Genomic DNA, 17,445 nt, shown 5'->3' with positions numbered 1-17,445 from the left:
GACAAGGACGGACAACGCCGCCATGAGCGACAGCATGGCCGTCCTCTCGGTCGCCGCGAGCGCGCGGAGTCGAGCGTCGTTCGAGCGCTCGCTCCCGCAGTTCGCGTCCGTCGACGTGCGCTCGGCGGCCGACGGCGCGGGCGCGCTCGACGCGCTGTCCGCGGCGCCCGCCGACTGCGTTCTCGCGGAACACGGCGCGGGAAGCGACGCGCTCGCCGTCCTGCGGTTGGTTCGCGACGCGAACCCGGCGGTGCCGGTCGTGGTGTTCGAGCGCGCGGGCGCCGACTCGGTGGCCGCCGACGCCATCTCGCTGGACGTGACCGAGTACGTCCGCGAGCGCGACGCCGAGGACGCGCTCGCCGCGGTGGCGCGGACGTGTCACGACGCCGCGTCGAGTTACCGCGCCGAGCGCGACGTAGCGATGCTGAACGAGCTCGCGCGGAACGTCTACGAGCGCATGACGGACGCCTTCTTCGCGCTCGACCGGGACTGGCGGTTCACGTACCTGAACGCCGCCGCCGAGGAGTTACTGGAGGTCGACAGCGACGAGGTCGTCGGCGAGAACGTCTGGGAGGCGTTCCCGGAAGCCATCGAGCGCGACTTCTACACCGAGTACCACCGCGCGATGGCGACCCAGGAGCCGGTGACCGTCCACGAGTACTATCCGCCCCTGGACAAGACGTTCGCGGTGCGCGCGTTCCCCTCGGAGGACGGCCTGTCGGTCCACTTCCGGTCGGTCGTCTCGGACACCGACGCCACCCGCGAGGACCCCGTGATGGAGTTGACGAACGTGTTGTCCTCGGACCTCGCGGACTCCATCGACGCGGTCCGCGCGGACGTCGCGGCGCTCGACGAGGCGTGTGACTGCGAGGGCGCGCCGATAGACGACGTGGCCGCGTCGCTGGACCGCATGGAGGACCTCGTGAACCACGCGGTGCGGTTGGCGAGCGAGCGGCCGATGCCCGCCGACCGCGACCGGTAACTCAGACCAGCGAAATCTCGTAGTCGGTGAGGTTCTCGTAGCCGTCCTCGGTGACGACGATTATGTCCTCGATGCGGACGCCGCCGACGTCCGGGTCGTAGAGGCCGGGTTCGATGGTGATGACGTGGCCGGCGCGGAGTTCGTCGCCGCCGTGGGAGATGGAGGGCATCTCGTGGACGTCGAGGCCGACGCCGTGGCCCGTCGAGTGGATGAACCCCGTCTCCGTCTCGGGGTCGGTGAAGATGGTGGGGAAGCCGTGGTCGTCGTAGACGTCCACGACCGCCTGATTGACTTCCTCGCCGGTGACGCCCGCCTCCACAACGTCGAGGGCGGCGTGGAGGGCTTTCTCGGTCACGTCGTACCACTCGCGTTGGGTCTCGGAGGCCTCGCCGTTGAGGAAGGTGCGGGTCATGTCGGCGTGGTACTTCGACGCCTTGTCCCGCGGAAAGATGTCGACGATGACCATCTCGTCGGCCGCGAGCGGGCCGCTCCCGCGGTCGTGGGGGTCGGCGGCCTGCGCGCCGCCCGCGACGATGGTGTCGTCGAGCGCACAGCCGTGGCGGAGCAGTTCTATCTCTATCTCCTGTTGGACGAACTCGCTGGTGAGCGGTTCGCCGTCGTGGTGGAGGACGCCGTCGACCGGTTCGGCGCCCCGAATCAGTTCCTCGGCGCGCGCCATCGCCGCCTCGTTGGCGCGCTGGGCGGTGCGCACGTGTTCGATTTCCTCGTCGGTCTTCGTCGCGCGGATGTCCATCACGACGTTGTCCGCGTCGACGGTGACGGCGACGCCCTCGTCGCGCAGGCCGTCGGCGGTGCCGACCGGGAACGACGACCCGACGGCGACGGACTCGCAGCCGAGGTCCGCGAGGAACTCGGCGCGCACCAACTGCTGGGCGGCCTCCGGGCCGTGCTCGGCGCGCTTCGCCTGGAAGTCGTAGTCCGAGAGGCGTTTCACGGCGTCAGCGCGGCTCTCGCGTTTCGCGCGCCCGTACTCCAGCGAGGACGCGAGGATGCCCGTCGCCTCGGGCGTGTAGACGGCGAAGAAGGGGTCGGGTGCGCCGAACCCGGTGGTGTAGAGGAGGTCGGAGTTCGAGTCGTCGTCGTGGAACGCGTAGCCGTCGAGGCCGCGCTCGTCGAGGAATTCGTCCAGTCGCGAGAAGTCGGGGTCCATGCCACCGAGTCGTCGGGGCGGCGCCTAAACGCTACCGCCTCCGGAATCCTGATTGTCGCCGCCGCCGTCGGTCGACGTATGCAAGCGACTGTCACGAACTCGCGGGTGAGCGGGACGGCCCGCGCCCCGCCGTCGAAGAGTTACACGCACCGCGCGCTGCTCGCGGCGGGGTACGCCGACGGCGCGCTCGTCCGCGACCCGCTCGTGAGCGCGGACACGAAGGCGACGGCGCGAGCGGTGGACGCGTTCGGCGGCGACGAAGAGCGCGAGGACGGCGACTGGGAGGTGACGGGGTTCGGCGGACGCCCGGACGTACCGGCGGACGTCATCGACTGCGCGAACTCCGGGACGACGATGCGACTCGTGACGGGCGCCGCGGCGCTCGCGGACGGCACGACCGTCCTCACGGGCGACGAGTCCCTGCGGTCGCGACCCCACGGACCACTGCTGGCGGCGGTCGGCGACCTCGGCGGGCAGGCGCGCTCGACGCGCGGGAACGGGCAGGCGCCGCTCGTCGTCGACGGCCCCATCGAGGGCGGCACCACGTCGATTCCGGGCGACGTCTCCTCGCAGTTCGTCACCTCGCTGCTGATGGCGGGCGCGGTCACCGACCGCGGCGTCGAGGTCGAACTGACGACCGAACTGAAGTCCGCGCCGTACGTCGACATCACGCTGGACGTACTGGACGCGTTCGGCGTCGACGCCGAGGAGCGCCGGGACGGCTACCGCGTCCCCGGCGACCAGTTCTACGAACCGACCGACGGCGAGTACGCGGTGCCGGGTGACTTCTCGTCGGCCTCGTACCTGCTCGCGGCGGGCGCGCTCGCGGCCGACGGCGAAGTCGTCGTGGAGGGCGCCCGCCCGAGCGCGCAGGGCGACGCCGCCATCGTCGACATTCTGGCGGACATGGGCGCGACGATAGACTGGCGCGAGAGCGAGGGCCGCATCACCGTCGAGCGCTCGGCGCTCGCGGGCGTCGAGGTGTCCGTCGCGGACACCCCCGACCTCCTCCCGACCATCGCGGTGCTGGGGGCGGCGGCCGACGGCACGACCCGAATCACGGACGCCGAGCACGTCCGGTACAAGGAGACCGACCGCGTGAGCGCGATGGCCGAGGAGTTGGCGTCGATGGGCGCGAGCGTCGAGGAACACCCCGACGAACTGGTCGTGCGCGGCGGCGAGAGCGACCTCTCGGGTGCGCACGTCGACGGCCGCGGCGACCACCGCCTCGTGATGGCGCTCGCCGTCGCCGGCCTCGTTGCGGACGGCGAGACGACCATCGACGGCGCCGAGCACGTCGACGTGTCGTTCCCCGACTTCTTCGACGCGCTGTACGGTCTCGGCGCGGCCGTAAACGTGTAACCGCGCTTCGGTGTTTTTACGTCGGTCGCCCGGTTCCGTGCGGTAGTGCCCTCCAGACGACAGTTCCTCGCCGCGGCCGGAACGACGGGCGTCGCGGCCTGCGCCGGGTGTGCGAGTACGTTCGACGAGCAACACGCGGCCTTCGTCCACGCGAAGTCCGTCCGCGTTCGCTGGCAGGCGGCCAGCGGCGAACGCGCGACGCGGGTTCTCCGCGTGAACCACGACGCGGCCAACGGGCGCGTACACGGCTACTACGACCCGGCGCTCGTCGCGGCGGCCGTGGAACCCCCGACAGGTGTGGTCGTGGACGACGCGACACACGACCGACTGACCGGGGAGTTCGACGCCGTCGAGTACGAACTCGGCGTCTGCGACGGCAGTCCCGGCGACGTCGGCGAGTGCTTCGAGGAGACCGCCGGCCGCGAGGACTTCAACAGCGCACCGCTCACCGGGCGGTGTGCGGTCGTGGAGGCCGGCGACGAACTCGACGTGGTGGGGGCCGAATCGGGCGTCTACGACGTGAAACGGGTGGAACTGGACGAACGTGCGTGGGACGCGCACCGCGACAACTGACCTCGGGGCGGTGCCAAACGCCCGCACGCCACCCCGGACGTTTTTCCCGTCGCCCGCGTCGTGTCGGATATGCTCGATTCGGCCCGCGCCGACGCCCTCCGGCGCGACGAACTCGCAGACGGCTACGTTCGCCCCGACTACGGCGGCTACTGTTTCGCCGGCGTGCCGGCGGCGGCCGCGTCGGTGGTCGGCGCGGACCTCGGCGACGGCCTGCCCGCGGACGCCTTCGACGGCGTGGACGCGAGCGCCGACCACGTCCTCGTCCTGTTCCTCGACTCGCTGGGGTTCGCGCAGTTCGAACGCGTCGCGGGCGAGACGCCGCTCCTCGACTCGTTCGTCGAATCGGGACGGGTGACGCCGCTCACGTCGACGTACCCCTCGGAGACGGCGGCGTGCGTGACGACGATGCACACCGGCCGCGAGCCGGTCGAACACGGGATGCTCGGGTGGAACGGCTACGACCCGGACGCTGACACCGTCTACGAGACGCTGCCGTACGCCGCGAAGGACGGCGGCGACCTATCGCTCGCGCCGGGTGACCTCTTCGACGGTGCGCCCGTCTACGAGCGCCTCGCCGACGCGGGCGTCGACTCCCACGTCGTCGAACCCGACTACGGACCGGGGTACGGTGACGCGTCCACCGTCGGCGCGACCACCCATCACTACGCGGGAGCGTCGGGGTTCGCGCTCGGCGTGCGGGACGCGCTGCGCGCCGCCGACGCGCCGTCGTACACGTACGCCTACTATCCCGGTATCGACACGGCGAGCCACCACCACGGCCCCGAGAGCGCCGAGTACGACGCGACCGTCCGCGAGGTGTGTGCGGCGCTGGAGACGGCGTTTGGGGCGCTCGACGACGCCACCGCGGAGAACACCGTCGTCTGTCTGGTCGCCGACCACGGGCAGGTGCCCGTCGACGGCGGCACCGAACTGGAGGCGACCGGCGTCCTCGAACACGTCCCCACCGACCGGTCGGGAACACCCCTCGTGCTCGGCGGCCCGCGGAACGTCCACCTCCGGGTGACCGACGAAGCCGCCGCCCGCGACTGTCTCGCCGACCTCGACGCGCTCGTGTTCTCCCGAGCGGAAGCGCTCGCGGAGGGACTGTGGGGCCGCGGCGAGCCGGGTGGGGCGTTCGACCGGAACTGCGGGGACCTCCTCGTCGTCCCACGCGAGGGCGCGCTCTGGACGGGCGACGAAGCCGGAGAACTGGCGCTCGCCGGCATGCACGGCGGCCTCCACCCCGACGAGATGCTCGTGCCGTTCGGGGCGGCGCGCCTGACCGCGCTTCGGTAGTTCCCAGCGGTTGGGTGAAAGGAGAATAGTTATCTCCAGTATGTACCGTACAGTCGGACAATAGAGACCGCCAGGCGATGAACGGAGACACAGAGGCGACACGGCTCGCGGCCTTCTTCAACAGTTCGCCCGACGCGATTCTCGTCGTCGGGTCGGACGGCGAGATTCGGCGCGCGAACGACCGCGCGACCGAACTGTTCGGCTACGACCGAACCGAGTTGGAGGGCGCGCCCGTCGAACGCCTCGTGCCGCTCGCCGACCGCGACGACCACCCCGAGCACCGCGACGCGTACTTCGAGAACCCGTCGTCGCGCCCGATGGGGGCCGGCCTCGACCTGCGCGGCCGCCGGAAGGACGGGTCGACGTTCCCCGTGGACATCAGCCTGAGTCCGGTGGCGACCGGCGACGAACCGGAGGTCATCGCGGCGGTTCGGGACACGGCAGAACAGGAGCGGTTGCGCCGGAAGTACCGGACGCTGCTGGAGACGGCGCCGGACGCGGCGGTCGTCGCCGACGCTGACACGGGAGAGATTCTGGAAGTGAACCGCGCCGCGACCGACCTCGTGGACGCCACCGAGGACGAACTGGTGGGCCGGCCACAGACCGCGCTCCACCCGTCCGAGGACGCGGCCCGGTATCAGTCGCTGTTCGACAGTCACCGGCGCGGGGAGCAGACGACCGCGGCGCGGTTCGGCGACGACGACCCGCTGCTCGTCGAGACGGCGACCGGGCGCCGGATACCCGTCGAGGTGAGCGCGCAGCGAACCGAACTCCAGGACCAGACGGTCGTCGTGACGATGTACCGCGACGTCTCCGAGCGCCGCCGGTACGAGCGCGACCTCTACCACCAAATCGACCGACTGGAGCGCCTCTCGGAGGTGTTGTCCCACGACCTCCGCAACCCCCTGAACGTCGCGGAGGGGAACCTCGAACTCGCCCGCGAGAGCGAGGACTGGGAGCGACTGGAGAACGTCGAGCGCGCCCACGACCGGATGCGGGACATCGTCGAGGACGCGCTGACGATGGTGCGGGGCGGCGCCGAGGTGAACGCGGTCGAACCCCTCGAGCTGGCGGCGGTCGTCGACGAGTGCTGGGAGAACGTCGCGACGGCGGACGCGACGCTGACCGTGGCGACCGACGGCGTCCTGTACGCCGACGAGAACCGCGCCACGCACCTCTTCGAGAACCTCTTCCGGAATGCGATAGAGCACGGCGGCGACAGCGTGGCGGTGACCGTCGGCGTGTCCGACGACGGCTTTTTCGTCGCCGACGACGGCCCCGGCATCCCCGCCGAGGAACGCGAGTCCGTCTTCGAGTCGGGGTGGACGACGGCCTCGGACGGCTCCGGGCTCGGCTTGAGCATCGTCGCGGACATCGCCGCCGCCCACGACTGGACCGTCGACGCGACCGAAAGCGCGGACGGCGGCGCGCGCTTCGAGTTCCGTGGCGTTCGGACGGCGCCCTACGACGACGCGTTCGCGACCGACGACTGAGGCGGCCGCGACCGGCGCCTCGTGAGCGGGGGCGGTACAGGCGGTGTCGCGTCGCGGCCGGCGTCGCTTGCGCCGACTGCAAGCACTAAACCCCTCGCGCCGTATCCTCAGACAATGAACGGCAACCGCTTCGGCCGACTGTTCCAGGTGACGACGTACGGGGAGAGCCACGGCCCCGGGATGGGCGTGGTGGTGTCGGGGTGTCCGGCGGGCCTCGAACTCGACGAGGAGACGATTCAGCGCGAACTCGACCGCCGGAAGCCCGGCCAGTCGATGATAACCACGTCCCGGGGCGAGCCCGACGAGGTGACGATAAATTCGGGGATTCAGGACGGCTACACGACGGGGACGCCCATCGGGATGACCATCCAGAACAAGGACGCCGAGTCCGGGAAGTACGAGCCGTTCGTCACGGCCCCGCGTCCCTCGCACGGCGACTTCACGTACTCCGCGAAGTTCGGCACGCGGAACTGGGGCGGCGGCGGCCGGTCGTCGGCCCGCGAGACAGTGAACTGGGTGGCGGCGGGCGCCATCGCGAAGGAGATTCTGGAGCAGGAGGGCGTCCAGGTGAAAGCCCACGTCAACCAAATCGGGGACGTGGAGGCGCCCGAGGTGTCCTTCGAGCAGATGCTCGAACACACCGAGAACAACGACGTGCGCTGCGCGCACCCGGAGACGGCCGCGGAGATGCAGGAACGCATCGAGGAGTACCAGGCCGAGGGCGACTCCATCGGCGGGTCGATTTACTTCGAAATTCAGGGCGTCCCGCGCGGACTCGGCGCGCCGCGCTTCGACAGCGTGTCGTCCCGACTCGGACAGGCGATGCTGTCGGTGCCCGCGGCCACCGCCTTCGAGTTCGGCCTCGGGACGGACGCGCGGACGTACACCGGGAAGGAGCGCAACGACGATTGGGAGTTCGGCGAAGACGGAGACCCAGTTCCGAAGGAGAACGACCACGGCGGCCTGCAGGGCGGCATCACGACGGGCGAACCCATCTACGGCGAGGTCACGCTCCACGCGCCCACGTCGATTCCGAAGGAGCAGGAGACGGTAGACTGGGAGACCGGTGAGGAGAAGACCGAACAGGTAATCGGCCGCCACGACCCGGTGTTGCCGCCCCGCGGCGTTCCGGTCGTGGAGGCGATGTTGAATCTCACGATTCTCGACTTCATGCTGCTCGGCGGCCGCATCAACCCCGACCGCCTCGACGACCGGCCCGGCGAGTACGACACCGACTACCACCCGAGCAGTCCGCGAAACGAGTGACGCGGGCCTGGCCCGGCGCGCCAGTCTCCCGAGTTTCGCCTGCGATTCGACGAGTGTGCGAGCGAAGCGGCTTTCCGGAACGCGGCCCCACACTCGGGTAGATGGACGCCGAACAGGACGCCCAGCAAAACCCCTACGGGATGGACGAGGACTGCCGGAACTGTCCCGGCCTCTGCGACGAGCGCGAGCGCGTCGTCCACGGCTACGGCGACGTGGGCGCGGACTTCGTGTTCGTCGGCGAAGCGCCGAGCGCGGGCGCCGAGCGCACGGGCGTCCCGTTCACGGGCGGCGACGCCGACGAGCGCTTCCAGCACGTCCTCGGGAGTGTCGGCCTGAACTATTCGCTCCCCGACAGCGAGGAGCCCGAACTGGAGAATGCCTTCCTGACGTACCTGACGCGGTGTCGCCACCCCGACCGGGAGCCGACCGACGACGAGGTCGTGACCTGCGAACCGTACCTGAACGCCGACGTGCGCATGATAAACCCCGAGATTCTGGTGCCCGTCGGCCAGCGCGCGCTCACCGAACTCGGGAAGGAGTACACCACGACGCCCGCCGGCGACCTCAATGTGGCCGAGCGCCACGCGACGGCGATTCGCGGGAGGGGGTTCGAACTCGTGCCGATGGTCGCGCCCGAGAATCTGACCGACGAGCGCGCCGACGAGTGGGTCGAGTTCTTCCTCGACTTGCAGGACACCGACTACCGGCAAACGAAGGGACGACGGAAGCGGTAGGAGCGACTGTTCTTTCGGTGGGCGCCGCTGCCGTTCACCATTTTCGGTGGGCGCCGCCGTCGTTCACCAGTACGGCGTGCGGCCGCGGTCGCCGGCCTGCCCCGCGCCGCCGATACCGGCGAACACGACGCCGACGACGACCAGCGCGGCGAGCGCGGCGGTGGCGACGCCGGCGGTCGTCTCGACCGCGCCGGGGAGGGCGGTGGCGGCGCCGACGAGGAATCCGAGAATCGACGCGAGCGCGAGGCCGGCGAGGAGTTTCGTCGTGTGCATAGTGGGGGTTCCGGTGGCGGTGACTTAGATTCACGGGTGAGTCCCGGCGCCACGTGCCGGAGCCGGGGTCGTCGCCGGACCACGGCGTTCAAGCACCGCGGGCACCGACAGCCGAGTATGACCGTCGTCGCTGTCACGCTGGACCCGCCGCGGGACGGACTCGTGTTGCCCGCGCTCCCCGAAACGTCGCCGCTCTCGGCGTCGGAAGCCACGGAGTTGTACGAGGCCATGGCCGCCGACGCGTTCCTCGCGGCCGCGGAGAGCGGCGGAGACCTGCTCGTGAACTACCGGTCGGACGACCAACTGCCCGACGAGCACGTCCCCGAGGGCGCGGACGCCGAGGCGGCGGTTCGCGCGCTCGTCGACGACGTGCTCGACGACGAGCAAGCCGAAGACGCGCGCGTCGAGGTGCAGGTCGGCTCCTCGAAGTCGGCGCGCGTCGGGAACACGATTACGCACTTACTGGAGTCGGAGGGCGCGAACTCCGCGGCGGTGCTCGAACCCGACGCGCCGCTGTTCCTCCGGAAGGACGTCGACAGCGCCGCGATGAAACTCCGCCGAAGTCCGGTGGTGCTCGGCCCGGCGCGGGAGGGACAACTCTACTTCGCGGGGTTCCGGGAGCCGATAGACTTCGCGGACGCGTTCGAGGCGCCGGCGCTGGAGAACGTGAACGCGCGCGCCGTCGACGCCGGACGCGACGTCGACTTCCTGGCGTCGGTCGGCCGGGTTCGCACGGGCGAGGACTTGGTCTCGCTCGTGTCGGAACTCCGGGCGCGCCGCGCGGCGGGCCGCCTCGTCCCGGCGTACACCACCGCGTTCGTCGAGGACCGCGGCCTCCGCGTCGAAGCCGAGGACGGCGACCGGTTCCTCGTCCGGGAGTGAGACGCGAACGCGAAGCCGGCGGTATTCGAGGCTAGCCGGGGGACGCCGGTTTTCGAGTGTTCTGTCAGTAACTGGCCGGGACGTGGACAGTGACACGGGCGGGCACCCCGGTTTGCAAGTGATAGTGCGAACGGGAGCGGTGGTCGGTGTGCACACTGGAAGAGACTGAGCGAGACACGGGGAGGCCCCGGTTTTCGAGTGTTCGCCTCGGGAAGCGAGCCCGCAGTGTGAGTGGGTGTGCCGACACCTACTCGCCGGCTTCGTCCGCGTCCGCGATGGCCTCGTGGACCATCTCCGCGTCGACGTCGAGTTCGTACTCGAAGAACTGGCCGCCGCCCCGGCCGTAGTTGCGGTCGTGCTGTCGGAGGAATCCCAGCATCGAGAGGTCGTTGAGGTGGTCGTGGACGCTGCGCTGGCTGAGCGGTTCGGAGGCGTACTCCGCCGCGACCTGTTCGTAGACCTCGTACAGTTCCTTCGCGCGAGCCGGCGTCTCCTCCTCGACGGCCATCTGTGTCACCGCGAGCAGGACGTACTGGCCGTGGGTCGTGAGGTCCTTGATGGAGTCCTTGATGCGGCCGCGCTCGACGCGCTCGACGGCGGCGTCCACATCGCCCTCGCTGACCGTCTCGCGCTCGTCCTCGATGGCGACGTTCACGGACTCCCGCAAGAGGTCGATGGCCTGTCGCGCGCTCCCGCGGTCGCGGGCGGCGAGCGCCGCGCACTGCGGGATGACGCCCGCGTCGAGGACGTCCCCGCGCAGGCCGCGCTCGGCGCGGTCGTCCAGAATCGTGACGAGTTCGTTTGCGTCGTACGGCGGGAACTTGATTTCACGCTCGCAGAGCGTGTCCTGCACCTTCGGCGAGAGGTCGTTGCGGAACGTGTAGTCGTTCGAGATGCCGACCACCGCGACCTGCGAGTCCGAGATGTTGCCGTTCGTCTTCGCGCGCGGCAACTGGTAGAGGAGCATGTCGTCGTCCCCGAGGTTGTCGATTTCGTCGAGGACGATGAGGACGGTTCCCTCTCGCGCCTCGATTTCGTCGAACAGCGCGTTGAGAACGTCCGAGGTCGAGAGCCCCGTCGTCAGAGGGTCGCGGTCGGTGTCGTCGCGGAGTTCGTTGACGAGCGCGATTGCCGCCTGATACGACGAGGGGTGGTGGTGGCAGTTCACTTCCACGCTCACGACGCTGTCGACGCCGTCCCGTTCGGCGGCCTCGTACTCCAGCGCGTCCATCATGTACCGCGTCACGGCTGTCTTCCCGACACCCGTCTTCCCGTAGACGAAGACGTTGTCGGGCTCCCAGCCGTCGACCACGTCCTGGAGGGCGTTGGCGTACTGGTCGATTTCCTCGTCCCGTTCGAGAATCTCGTCGGGCTCGTAGTGGTCTTTCAGGACGTCCTTGTTGGTGAACAGCTCGACGCGGTCGCGGAACGGCGTCTTCATCGCTACTGCACCAGTTCGACCACCCGACACATAATACTACTGGTTCGAGAGTTTCTTGAGTTTCCCGTGTTGCTCGTGTAACGACGGCCGTTGCCGAACGGCCTTCGACCCCCTAACCACTCCCACTTCCGGGCATCTCTCACTTCCGAGCGTCTCCCGCCTCTGGGAACCTCCCATCTCCGAGCGTCTCCCCACCTCCGAACGACCCCGCTTCCGAATCCGAAAACACTTGCAAATCGGGGTGGGAGTGTGGTCTGCTCGTCGCCCCCTGTCGTTTCGCTGCCAGTTCCACCGCCCGGTTCGTCCACGATTCTCTGCACTCCCGAACAATCACTCCTTCTCTCTCGCCGAAACACTCGAAATCCGGGGTGGGGGAGCGAACGAACCCCACCGAGTCGCTCTCCACCCGCTCGCCGACCGGGGGACAACGACAGTTTCAACCGTCCCTCCCTGCTACGTCCGACCGCGCGGTGAGGTGGCAGAGCGGCCTAATGCGCCGGTCTTGAAAACCGGTGGCGTCAGCCTCATGGGTTCGAATCCCATCCTCACCGCTTCCGTCCTCTCGATTTCGGTCGCGCAGCGCTCGCTACGCCACCAGTCGGCGCCGCTCCAACTCAGAACACTCGCAAGACGACGTGTTCCTCGCCCGCCTCGCGCTCCTCGATAGTCTCGAACGCCGAGAGGTGCCGCCGCAGGTCGAGGTCGCGGTGGTGGACGGCCCACAGTTCGCCGTCCGCCGCCAGCACGTCTCGCGCACCCGCGAACAACTCCCGCAGGACGCCGTCACCGGCGTGGGTCGGCGGATTCGAGAGAATCGTGTCGAACGTCCGCCCGCGAACACCGTTCGCGCCGTCGGCAGTCACCACGGTGCCCTCGACGCCCGTCGCGTCGAGACTGCACTCGGCGCAGGCCGTCGCGACGCGGTCGTCGTCGGTCAGCCACACTTCGCAGTCCGCGCTCGCGGCGGCGTACGCGCCGAGCGCGCCGTACCCACAGCAGAGGTCGAGCACGCGGTCGCCGTCGGCGACGGCCACCGTCTCCGCGAGCAGGCGAGTGCCGTGGTCCAGTGCCGAGGCAGCGAACAGCCCCGGAACGGACACCAGTTCGAGGTCGACGCCGTCGACGGTCGGCGCGAGCGCTCGCGCTTCGACGTACGTCGGTGCTTCGGCACTCCCGGCACCCGGCGCTTCGGAGCGCGTCGCTCGGAGGACGCGACACCTGTCGTGGGCCAGAACCTCGCTCGCGTCGCCCAGAACCTCCCCAAGGTACGATTCGTACCGCGACGCGCCCGCGTCGTCCGCGGCGGCGACGTAGACCCGTCCACCGGGAGCGAGCAGTTCCGCGGCGTTCGCGATGCGCTGAGCGGCGACGTCGAGGGGCGTGTACGGTTTCGGCGCGTACGCCACGGCGTCGAACTCGCCGCCGACGGACGCGGGGTCGGCGACGAGCGAAACGTCCACGTCGGCGTCGTTCGACGCGGCGTTTCGCTCGCAGAGATTCGCAGCGCGGGCGCTCGACTCGGTGACGGCGACGCGCCCGGCGGCGCCCGCGAGCACCGTCGGAACGACGCCGTAGTTCCCCTCCAAGACGAGCAGTCGGTCCGACGCATCCTCCCAGAGCGCGTCGGCGAGCAGGAGTTCGGCGGGCCGGAAAGCGTCCTTCGAGCAGACGCCGTCCGCGGTCCGGAAGCGGTACTCCGGCGGCGCGTCGTCGACCCGCGCCTCCAGCGCCAACTCCTCGCCCGAGCGCGTCACGGCGACCACCTCGGGCGCGTCGGGCGCCGGCGGTTCGGCGGCGGGCCGGTGAGCGTCGCAGGTCGTGTTGGCGTCCGATTCGGCGGTCGTAGCGGCGTTCGATACGGCGGTCGTGGCGGCGTTCGATACAGCAGTTCTGTCTGTGTTCGATGCGGCGGTCGTGTCGGCGTGTCGCGTGGCAATGTGCGTGGTTCGGCGGCTCGCGTCGGTGGACGAACGGGTCAGCGAGCGCTCCGGGGCGCAAAAGACGGCGACTGCTCGAGGCGAGAGACAGTCGGAACTGCGGGCCCGCAGCGCTCGTGCCGAGTACCGGACAGCGCGACGCCCAGCCACCGGACCGCTCGTCGCGGTCGGTCGTCGGGGCGCCCACAGCCGGCGAGCCGGCCGAACCGCGTCACGCGACCGCCGGCATCGTCGAGAGCCGGAAACGACGAATCACCGAGCAGTCAGCGAGTCGCGGTCGACCTGAAGGCGGTGTGCAACTACGACTGAACGTCCAACGACCAGCCACTAAACGGTTTCTCCTGGCGCGCTGATTGAGAAACCGTTTTGGGGCCAGCGCGGAACGACTGACGTATGGCAGAGATGGAAGACCCCTCGGGGCGCGACTGGATTCACGACCCGGACGGGGAGAAGGGGAGCGAGGGCGGCCGAAACTACGGGATGGCGGTCCTCTCGAAGATGGTCGACGAGGACGACGACTTCCCGCTGGCGAAAGACGAGTTCGTCGAGGAGTTCGGCGACTGGCCGGTGCGCCTGAACCACAAGAAGGTCGTCTCCGTGTCGGACATCTTCGAGCACGTCGAGGACGCCGAGTTCGAGACGAAAATCGCCTTCCACCGCGCGACCGGGAAGGCGATGCGGCGCGCGAACATGTGGGAGTACCACCCCTCCGAGTAGCGCGTTTCCGCGCCGCCGCCGGCGTTCAGGTCTCGTAGCGGTCGTCGTCGCGCGCGGCCCACGCCGCCATCTCGGAGCTCTCGGCCTGCACTTTCTCCTCTAAGAGGTTCACCGCGACGGAGTTCGCGCCCTCCGGGATGATGATGTCGGCGTCTTTCTTCGTCGGTTCGATGAACTGCTCGTGCATCGGCTTCACCGTCGAGAGGTACTGCTCCATCACGCCTTCGAGGTCGCGGCCGCGTTCGACGACGTCGCGCTCGATGCGCCGGAGAATCCTGACGTCGGCGTCGGTCTCGACGTAGATGTGGAGGTCGAGCATGTCGTTGAGGGCGTCGTCGTACAGCGCGAGAATCCCCTCCAGTACGATGACGTCCGTCGGCTCCACCGTCACGCGTTCCTCTTTGCGGAGGTGTTCTTCGAAGTCGTACTGGGGCATCTCGACGGTCTGGCCGGAGAGCAGGGCGTCGAGGTGCTCGCGCAGCAACTCCCACTCGAAGGCCGACGGGTGGTCGTAGTTGGCGTTCGCGCGCTCCTCGAAGTCCATGTGACTGAGGTCCTCGTAGTAGTTGTCGAGGGGGACGAGGGTCACGGCTTCACCGACGTTGTCGGTGATTTCGCGGGCGACCGTCGTCTTGCCGGCGCCTGTCCCACCGGCGATGCCGATGGCGAACGACGGGATGGTCATTGCTTCACGGCACGCGCGCGAGCGGTGTTGAATCCAGCGTTTCGGCGCCGGTCGCGCCCGAACTCACGCAAACGAGCCGACACGACTGCGCGCCGACCGAGCCCCAGTGAAGTACGCGAGTGCGTGGCATACGCGTTTCGGGGATACCTTTTAGCCCACTTGACTGCTAGGTGTTCACATGACTCACTTGGCCCTCAGGGACGTGATGTCACACGAGTTCGTCGGGGTCAGCGAGGCCGACGCGCTCCGCGACGCAGTCGAACTGATGCGCTCGGAACACACCACCAGCGCCGTCGTCCTCCGCGGGAACGACCCCGTGGGCGTCGTCACCGCCGGCACCGTCTTCGACTTCCTGCTGGAGGACGGCGCCGCGGACACCGTCACCGTCTCTGACGTGATGGAGTCCACGCCCGCGTCGCTCCCGCTCGGCGCCTCCATCGCTGAGGCCGCCGACGTGATGGGGCGGACCGGCGACCCGCGCGTCCTCGTCGTCGACGAGGACGACGACGTCCGCGGCATCGTCGAAGCCCGCGACGTCGCGCCCGCAATCACCGAGCGCGCCGACCGGTCGCTGGAACGCACGGCACAGGCACAGGCCGTCGGCGGCGGCGCCCAGTCGAGCGAGCCGAGCGGCGAGTTCGCCGACGCGCCCGCAGACGAGTACGCCGACTCGCCGGCCAACGACTACGCCGAACAGGGCGTCTGCGAGAGTTGTGGCAGTCTCGCCACCGAACTCGTGGACGTCAACGGCCGCCTGCTCTGTACCGAGTGCCGGTCGGTCTGACCCGACGCGAACCGCCGCCCGCGGGCCACTTCTCGCGACGCGCCGACGGACTCGACGCCGCTCGGCTCGTCGCCACACCCGAAGAATCACCGCTCGGACAGTAACGAATCACGCCCCGGACAGTAACGCCTTTACAGGCTGGCGAAGTCGAAACGTCTGCATGGCGATACGGACCCTCGACGACCTCGACGCGATGGACACCGCGGTCGGGGTACGGGTCGACATCAACAGCCCGCTGGCCGACGACGGCACGCTGGCCGACGACGCTCGCCTGCGGGCGCACGTGGACACGCTGGCCGAACTGCTCGACGGCGGCGCTCGCGTCGCGATTCTCGCCCACCAGGGACGGCCGGGCGGCGACGAGTTCGCGCGCCTCGAACCGCACGCAGACCGCCTCGGAGAACTCCTCGACCGCGAGGTCGCGTACTGCGACGCCACCTTCTCCGCGGACGCCCGCGACGCCGTCGCGGACCTCGACGCGGGCGAGGCGGTCCTCTTAGAGAACACGCGCTTCTACAGCGAGGAGTACATGGAGTTCGAGCCGTCGCGGGCCGCCGAGACGTTCCTCGTCTCTCGGCTCGCGCCCGCGCTCGACGCGTACGTGAACGACGCGTTCGCCGCCGCGCACCGCTCTCAGCCGTCGCTCGTCGGCTTCCCCGAGGTCCTGCCGTCGTACGCGGGCCGCGTGATGGAGGCCGAACTCGACGTGCTCGGGAGCATCGAGGAGACGCCGACGCCCCGCACGTACGTCGTCGGCGGCGCGAAAGTGCCGGACTCCGTCACGGTCGCCGAGCACGCGCTCGAACACGGCCTCGCGGAGACGGTGCTCGTCACGGGCGTCGTCGCGAACGTCTTCCTCGCGGCGAGCGGCGTGGACGTCGGTCGGGAGAGCACCGAGTTCATCCACGACCGGGGCTACGAGAGCGAAATCGAGCGCGCGAACGCCCTCCTCGACGAGCACGGCGACCGCATCCGCCTCCCGGTCGACGTGGCCGTCGAGCGCGACGGCGAACGCGTCGAACTCGCAGTCTCGGAGCTCCCGCCGCGGGACGACGAGGCCGTCATGGACGTGGGCAGCGACACCATCGCCGCCTACGGCGACCTGCTCGCGGAGACCGGGACGGCGGTCCTGAACGGCCCTGCGGGGGTCTTCGAGGACGACCTGTTCGCGGACGGCACCCGCGGCGTGTTCGACGCCGCGACCGGCGCCGAGTACACCATCGTCGGCGGCGGCGACACGGCGGCCGCCATCCGGCGGTTCGGGCTCTCCGGGTTCGACCACGTGAGCACGGGCGGCGGCGCGGCGCTCCGCCTGCTCACCGGCGAATCCCTCGCCGCGGTGGAGGCCCTCGACCGATGACGGTGCGGGCCGCGACGGGCGACGACGTCGCGGCCGTCACCGAACTCTGGGTGGCGCTCGCCGACGAACAGCGCGACCACGGCTCCCACCTGCTCGCCGCGGAGAACCGCGAGCAGGCCCGCGACCTCGTGCGCCAGTACGTCCACGCGGACGGCTGTCTCGTCGCCGAGGACGCCGGCGTCCCGGTCGGCTTCGTGATGTTCCACGTCGAAACCGGGCTCTACGACACGGACGCCGACCGCGGCGTCGTCGACAACGTCTACGTCGCACCCGACGCCCGCGGCGACGGCGTCGGCTCCGCGCTCCTCGACCGCGCGGAAGCCCGCCTGTGCGAGCAGGGCGCGGACGTGCTCGCCGTCGAAGCGCTCTGGGACAACGCCGCCGCGCGCCGCCTCTACGAGCGCCGGGGCTACGCCCCGCATCGGGTCACACTGGAGAAACCGCTCGAAAGCGACACGCACACAAAGGACCCCGACTAACTCCCGACTG

At 69.7% G+C, this 17,445-nt stretch carries 17 protein-coding genes and 1 tRNA gene; 13 read left to right on the top strand and 5 right to left on the bottom strand.

Going from position 1 to position 17,445, the window contains the following annotated elements; genetic code table 11:
• Window positions 1–22 precede the first annotated feature (22 nt).
• Window positions 23–982 carry a PAS domain-containing protein gene (locus LT972_RS05400; RefSeq protein ID WP_232572174.1) on the top strand — a complete coding sequence of 320 codons (960 nt, stop codon included), beginning with the start codon at window positions 23–25 and terminating at the stop codon, window positions 980–982.
• A gap of 1 nt (window position 983) precedes the next feature.
• Here LT972_RS05400 and LT972_RS05395 read toward each other — a convergent pair whose 3' ends face one another.
• Entirely contained in the window at window positions 984–2,153 is a 1,170-nt protein-coding gene (locus LT972_RS05395) for a M24 family metallopeptidase (RefSeq protein ID WP_232572173.1), read from the bottom strand.
• A gap of 78 nt (window positions 2,154–2,231) precedes the next feature.
• Between LT972_RS05395 and aroA the strand changes: the two genes are divergently transcribed.
• The 6 genes from aroA (at window position 2,232) to LT972_RS05365 (ending at window position 8,877) form a co-directional block, all read left to right on the top strand.
• Complete coding sequence (aroA, locus tag LT972_RS05390) at window positions 2,232–3,515, top strand: 3-phosphoshikimate 1-carboxyvinyltransferase (protein WP_232572172.1); 1,284 nt, start codon at window positions 2,232–2,234, stop codon at window positions 3,513–3,515.
• 45 nt (window positions 3,516–3,560) lie between these two features.
• Window positions 3,561–4,088, top strand: coding sequence for a hypothetical protein (locus tag LT972_RS05385; RefSeq protein WP_232572171.1), 528 nt, complete (start codon window positions 3,561–3,563; stop codon window positions 4,086–4,088).
• A 69-nt stretch (window positions 4,089–4,157) separates the two neighbouring features.
• Window positions 4,158–5,384 carry an alkaline phosphatase family protein gene (locus LT972_RS05380; RefSeq protein WP_232572170.1) on the top strand — a complete coding sequence of 409 codons (1,227 nt, stop codon included), beginning with the start codon at window positions 4,158–4,160 and terminating at the stop codon, window positions 5,382–5,384.
• Between the two features lie 77 nt (window positions 5,385–5,461).
• Entirely contained in the window at window positions 5,462–6,877 is a 1,416-nt protein-coding gene (locus LT972_RS05375) for a PAS domain-containing sensor histidine kinase (protein ID WP_232572169.1), read from the top strand.
• A gap of 114 nt (window positions 6,878–6,991) precedes the next feature.
• Entirely contained in the window at window positions 6,992–8,143 is a 1,152-nt protein-coding gene (gene aroC / locus LT972_RS05370) for a chorismate synthase (protein WP_232572168.1), read from the top strand.
• Window positions 8,144–8,244: 101 nt separating this feature from the next.
• Window positions 8,245–8,877, top strand: a complete 633-nt coding sequence (locus LT972_RS05365) for a uracil-DNA glycosylase (RefSeq protein ID WP_232572167.1) — start codon at window positions 8,245–8,247, stop codon at window positions 8,875–8,877.
• 63 nt (window positions 8,878–8,940) lie between these two features.
• On the opposite strand, the gene LT972_RS05360 is transcribed toward LT972_RS05365, so the two are convergent.
• On the bottom strand, window positions 8,941–9,150 hold the full coding sequence (locus LT972_RS05360) for a hypothetical protein (protein ID WP_232572166.1): 210 nt from the start codon (window positions 9,148–9,150) through the stop codon (window positions 8,941–8,943).
• A 117-nt stretch (window positions 9,151–9,267) separates the two neighbouring features.
• On the opposite strand from LT972_RS05360, the gene LT972_RS05355 reads away from it, so the two are divergent.
• Complete coding sequence (locus tag LT972_RS05355; RefSeq protein WP_232572165.1) at window positions 9,268–10,032, top strand: DUF2064 domain-containing protein; 765 nt, start codon at window positions 9,268–9,270, stop codon at window positions 10,030–10,032.
• 247 nt (window positions 10,033–10,279) lie between these two features.
• On the opposite strand, the gene LT972_RS05350 is transcribed toward LT972_RS05355, so the two are convergent.
• A complete protein-coding gene (locus LT972_RS05350) occupies window positions 10,280–11,473 on the bottom strand; it encodes an orc1/cdc6 family replication initiation protein (protein WP_232572164.1) in 1,194 nt (397 codons plus the stop codon).
• A gap of 469 nt (window positions 11,474–11,942) precedes the next feature.
• Here LT972_RS05350 and LT972_RS05345 point away from each other — a divergent pair.
• Window positions 11,943–12,024, top strand: a tRNA-Ser gene (locus LT972_RS05345).
• Between the two features lie 63 nt (window positions 12,025–12,087).
• Here the strand turns inward: LT972_RS05345 and LT972_RS05340 are convergent.
• A complete protein-coding gene (locus LT972_RS05340; protein ID WP_232572163.1) occupies window positions 12,088–13,227 on the bottom strand; it encodes a methyltransferase in 1,140 nt (379 codons plus the stop codon).
• Window positions 13,228–13,803: 576 nt separating this feature from the next.
• On the opposite strand from LT972_RS05340, the gene LT972_RS05335 reads away from it, so the two are divergent.
• Complete coding sequence (locus LT972_RS05335; RefSeq protein ID WP_232572162.1) at window positions 13,804–14,127, top strand: DUF5785 family protein; 324 nt, start codon at window positions 13,804–13,806, stop codon at window positions 14,125–14,127.
• A gap of 25 nt (window positions 14,128–14,152) precedes the next feature.
• Here LT972_RS05335 and udk read toward each other — a convergent pair whose 3' ends face one another.
• Window positions 14,153–14,812 carry a uridine kinase gene (gene udk / locus LT972_RS05330; RefSeq protein WP_232572161.1) on the bottom strand — a complete coding sequence of 220 codons (660 nt, stop codon included), beginning with the start codon at window positions 14,810–14,812 and terminating at the stop codon, window positions 14,153–14,155.
• Window positions 14,813–14,990: 178 nt separating this feature from the next.
• Between udk and LT972_RS05325 the strand changes: the two genes are divergently transcribed.
• From LT972_RS05325 to LT972_RS05315, 3 genes are all read left to right on the top strand, one after another.
• Window positions 14,991–15,596, top strand: a complete 606-nt coding sequence (locus LT972_RS05325) for a CBS domain-containing protein (RefSeq protein ID WP_232572160.1) — start codon at window positions 14,991–14,993, stop codon at window positions 15,594–15,596.
• A gap of 160 nt (window positions 15,597–15,756) precedes the next feature.
• Window positions 15,757–16,956: a phosphoglycerate kinase gene (locus LT972_RS05320; protein WP_232572159.1), complete on the top strand. Its 1,200-nt coding sequence runs from the start codon at window positions 15,757–15,759 to the stop codon at window positions 16,954–16,956.
• Complete coding sequence (locus LT972_RS05315; RefSeq protein WP_232572158.1) at window positions 16,953–17,435, top strand: GNAT family N-acetyltransferase; 483 nt, start codon at window positions 16,953–16,955, stop codon at window positions 17,433–17,435. Before LT972_RS05320 ends, LT972_RS05315 begins: the two co-directional genes overlap by 4 nt.
• Window positions 17,436–17,445: the final 10 nt, after the last annotated feature.

The organism is Halobacterium litoreum (assembly GCF_021233415.1).
Taxonomy (GTDB): domain Archaea; phylum Halobacteriota; class Halobacteria; order Halobacteriales; family Halobacteriaceae; genus Halobacterium; species Halobacterium litoreum.
The sequence above is the reverse complement of the archived record's forward strand: the minus strand, read 5'-3'. Positions and strand labels throughout refer to the sequence as shown.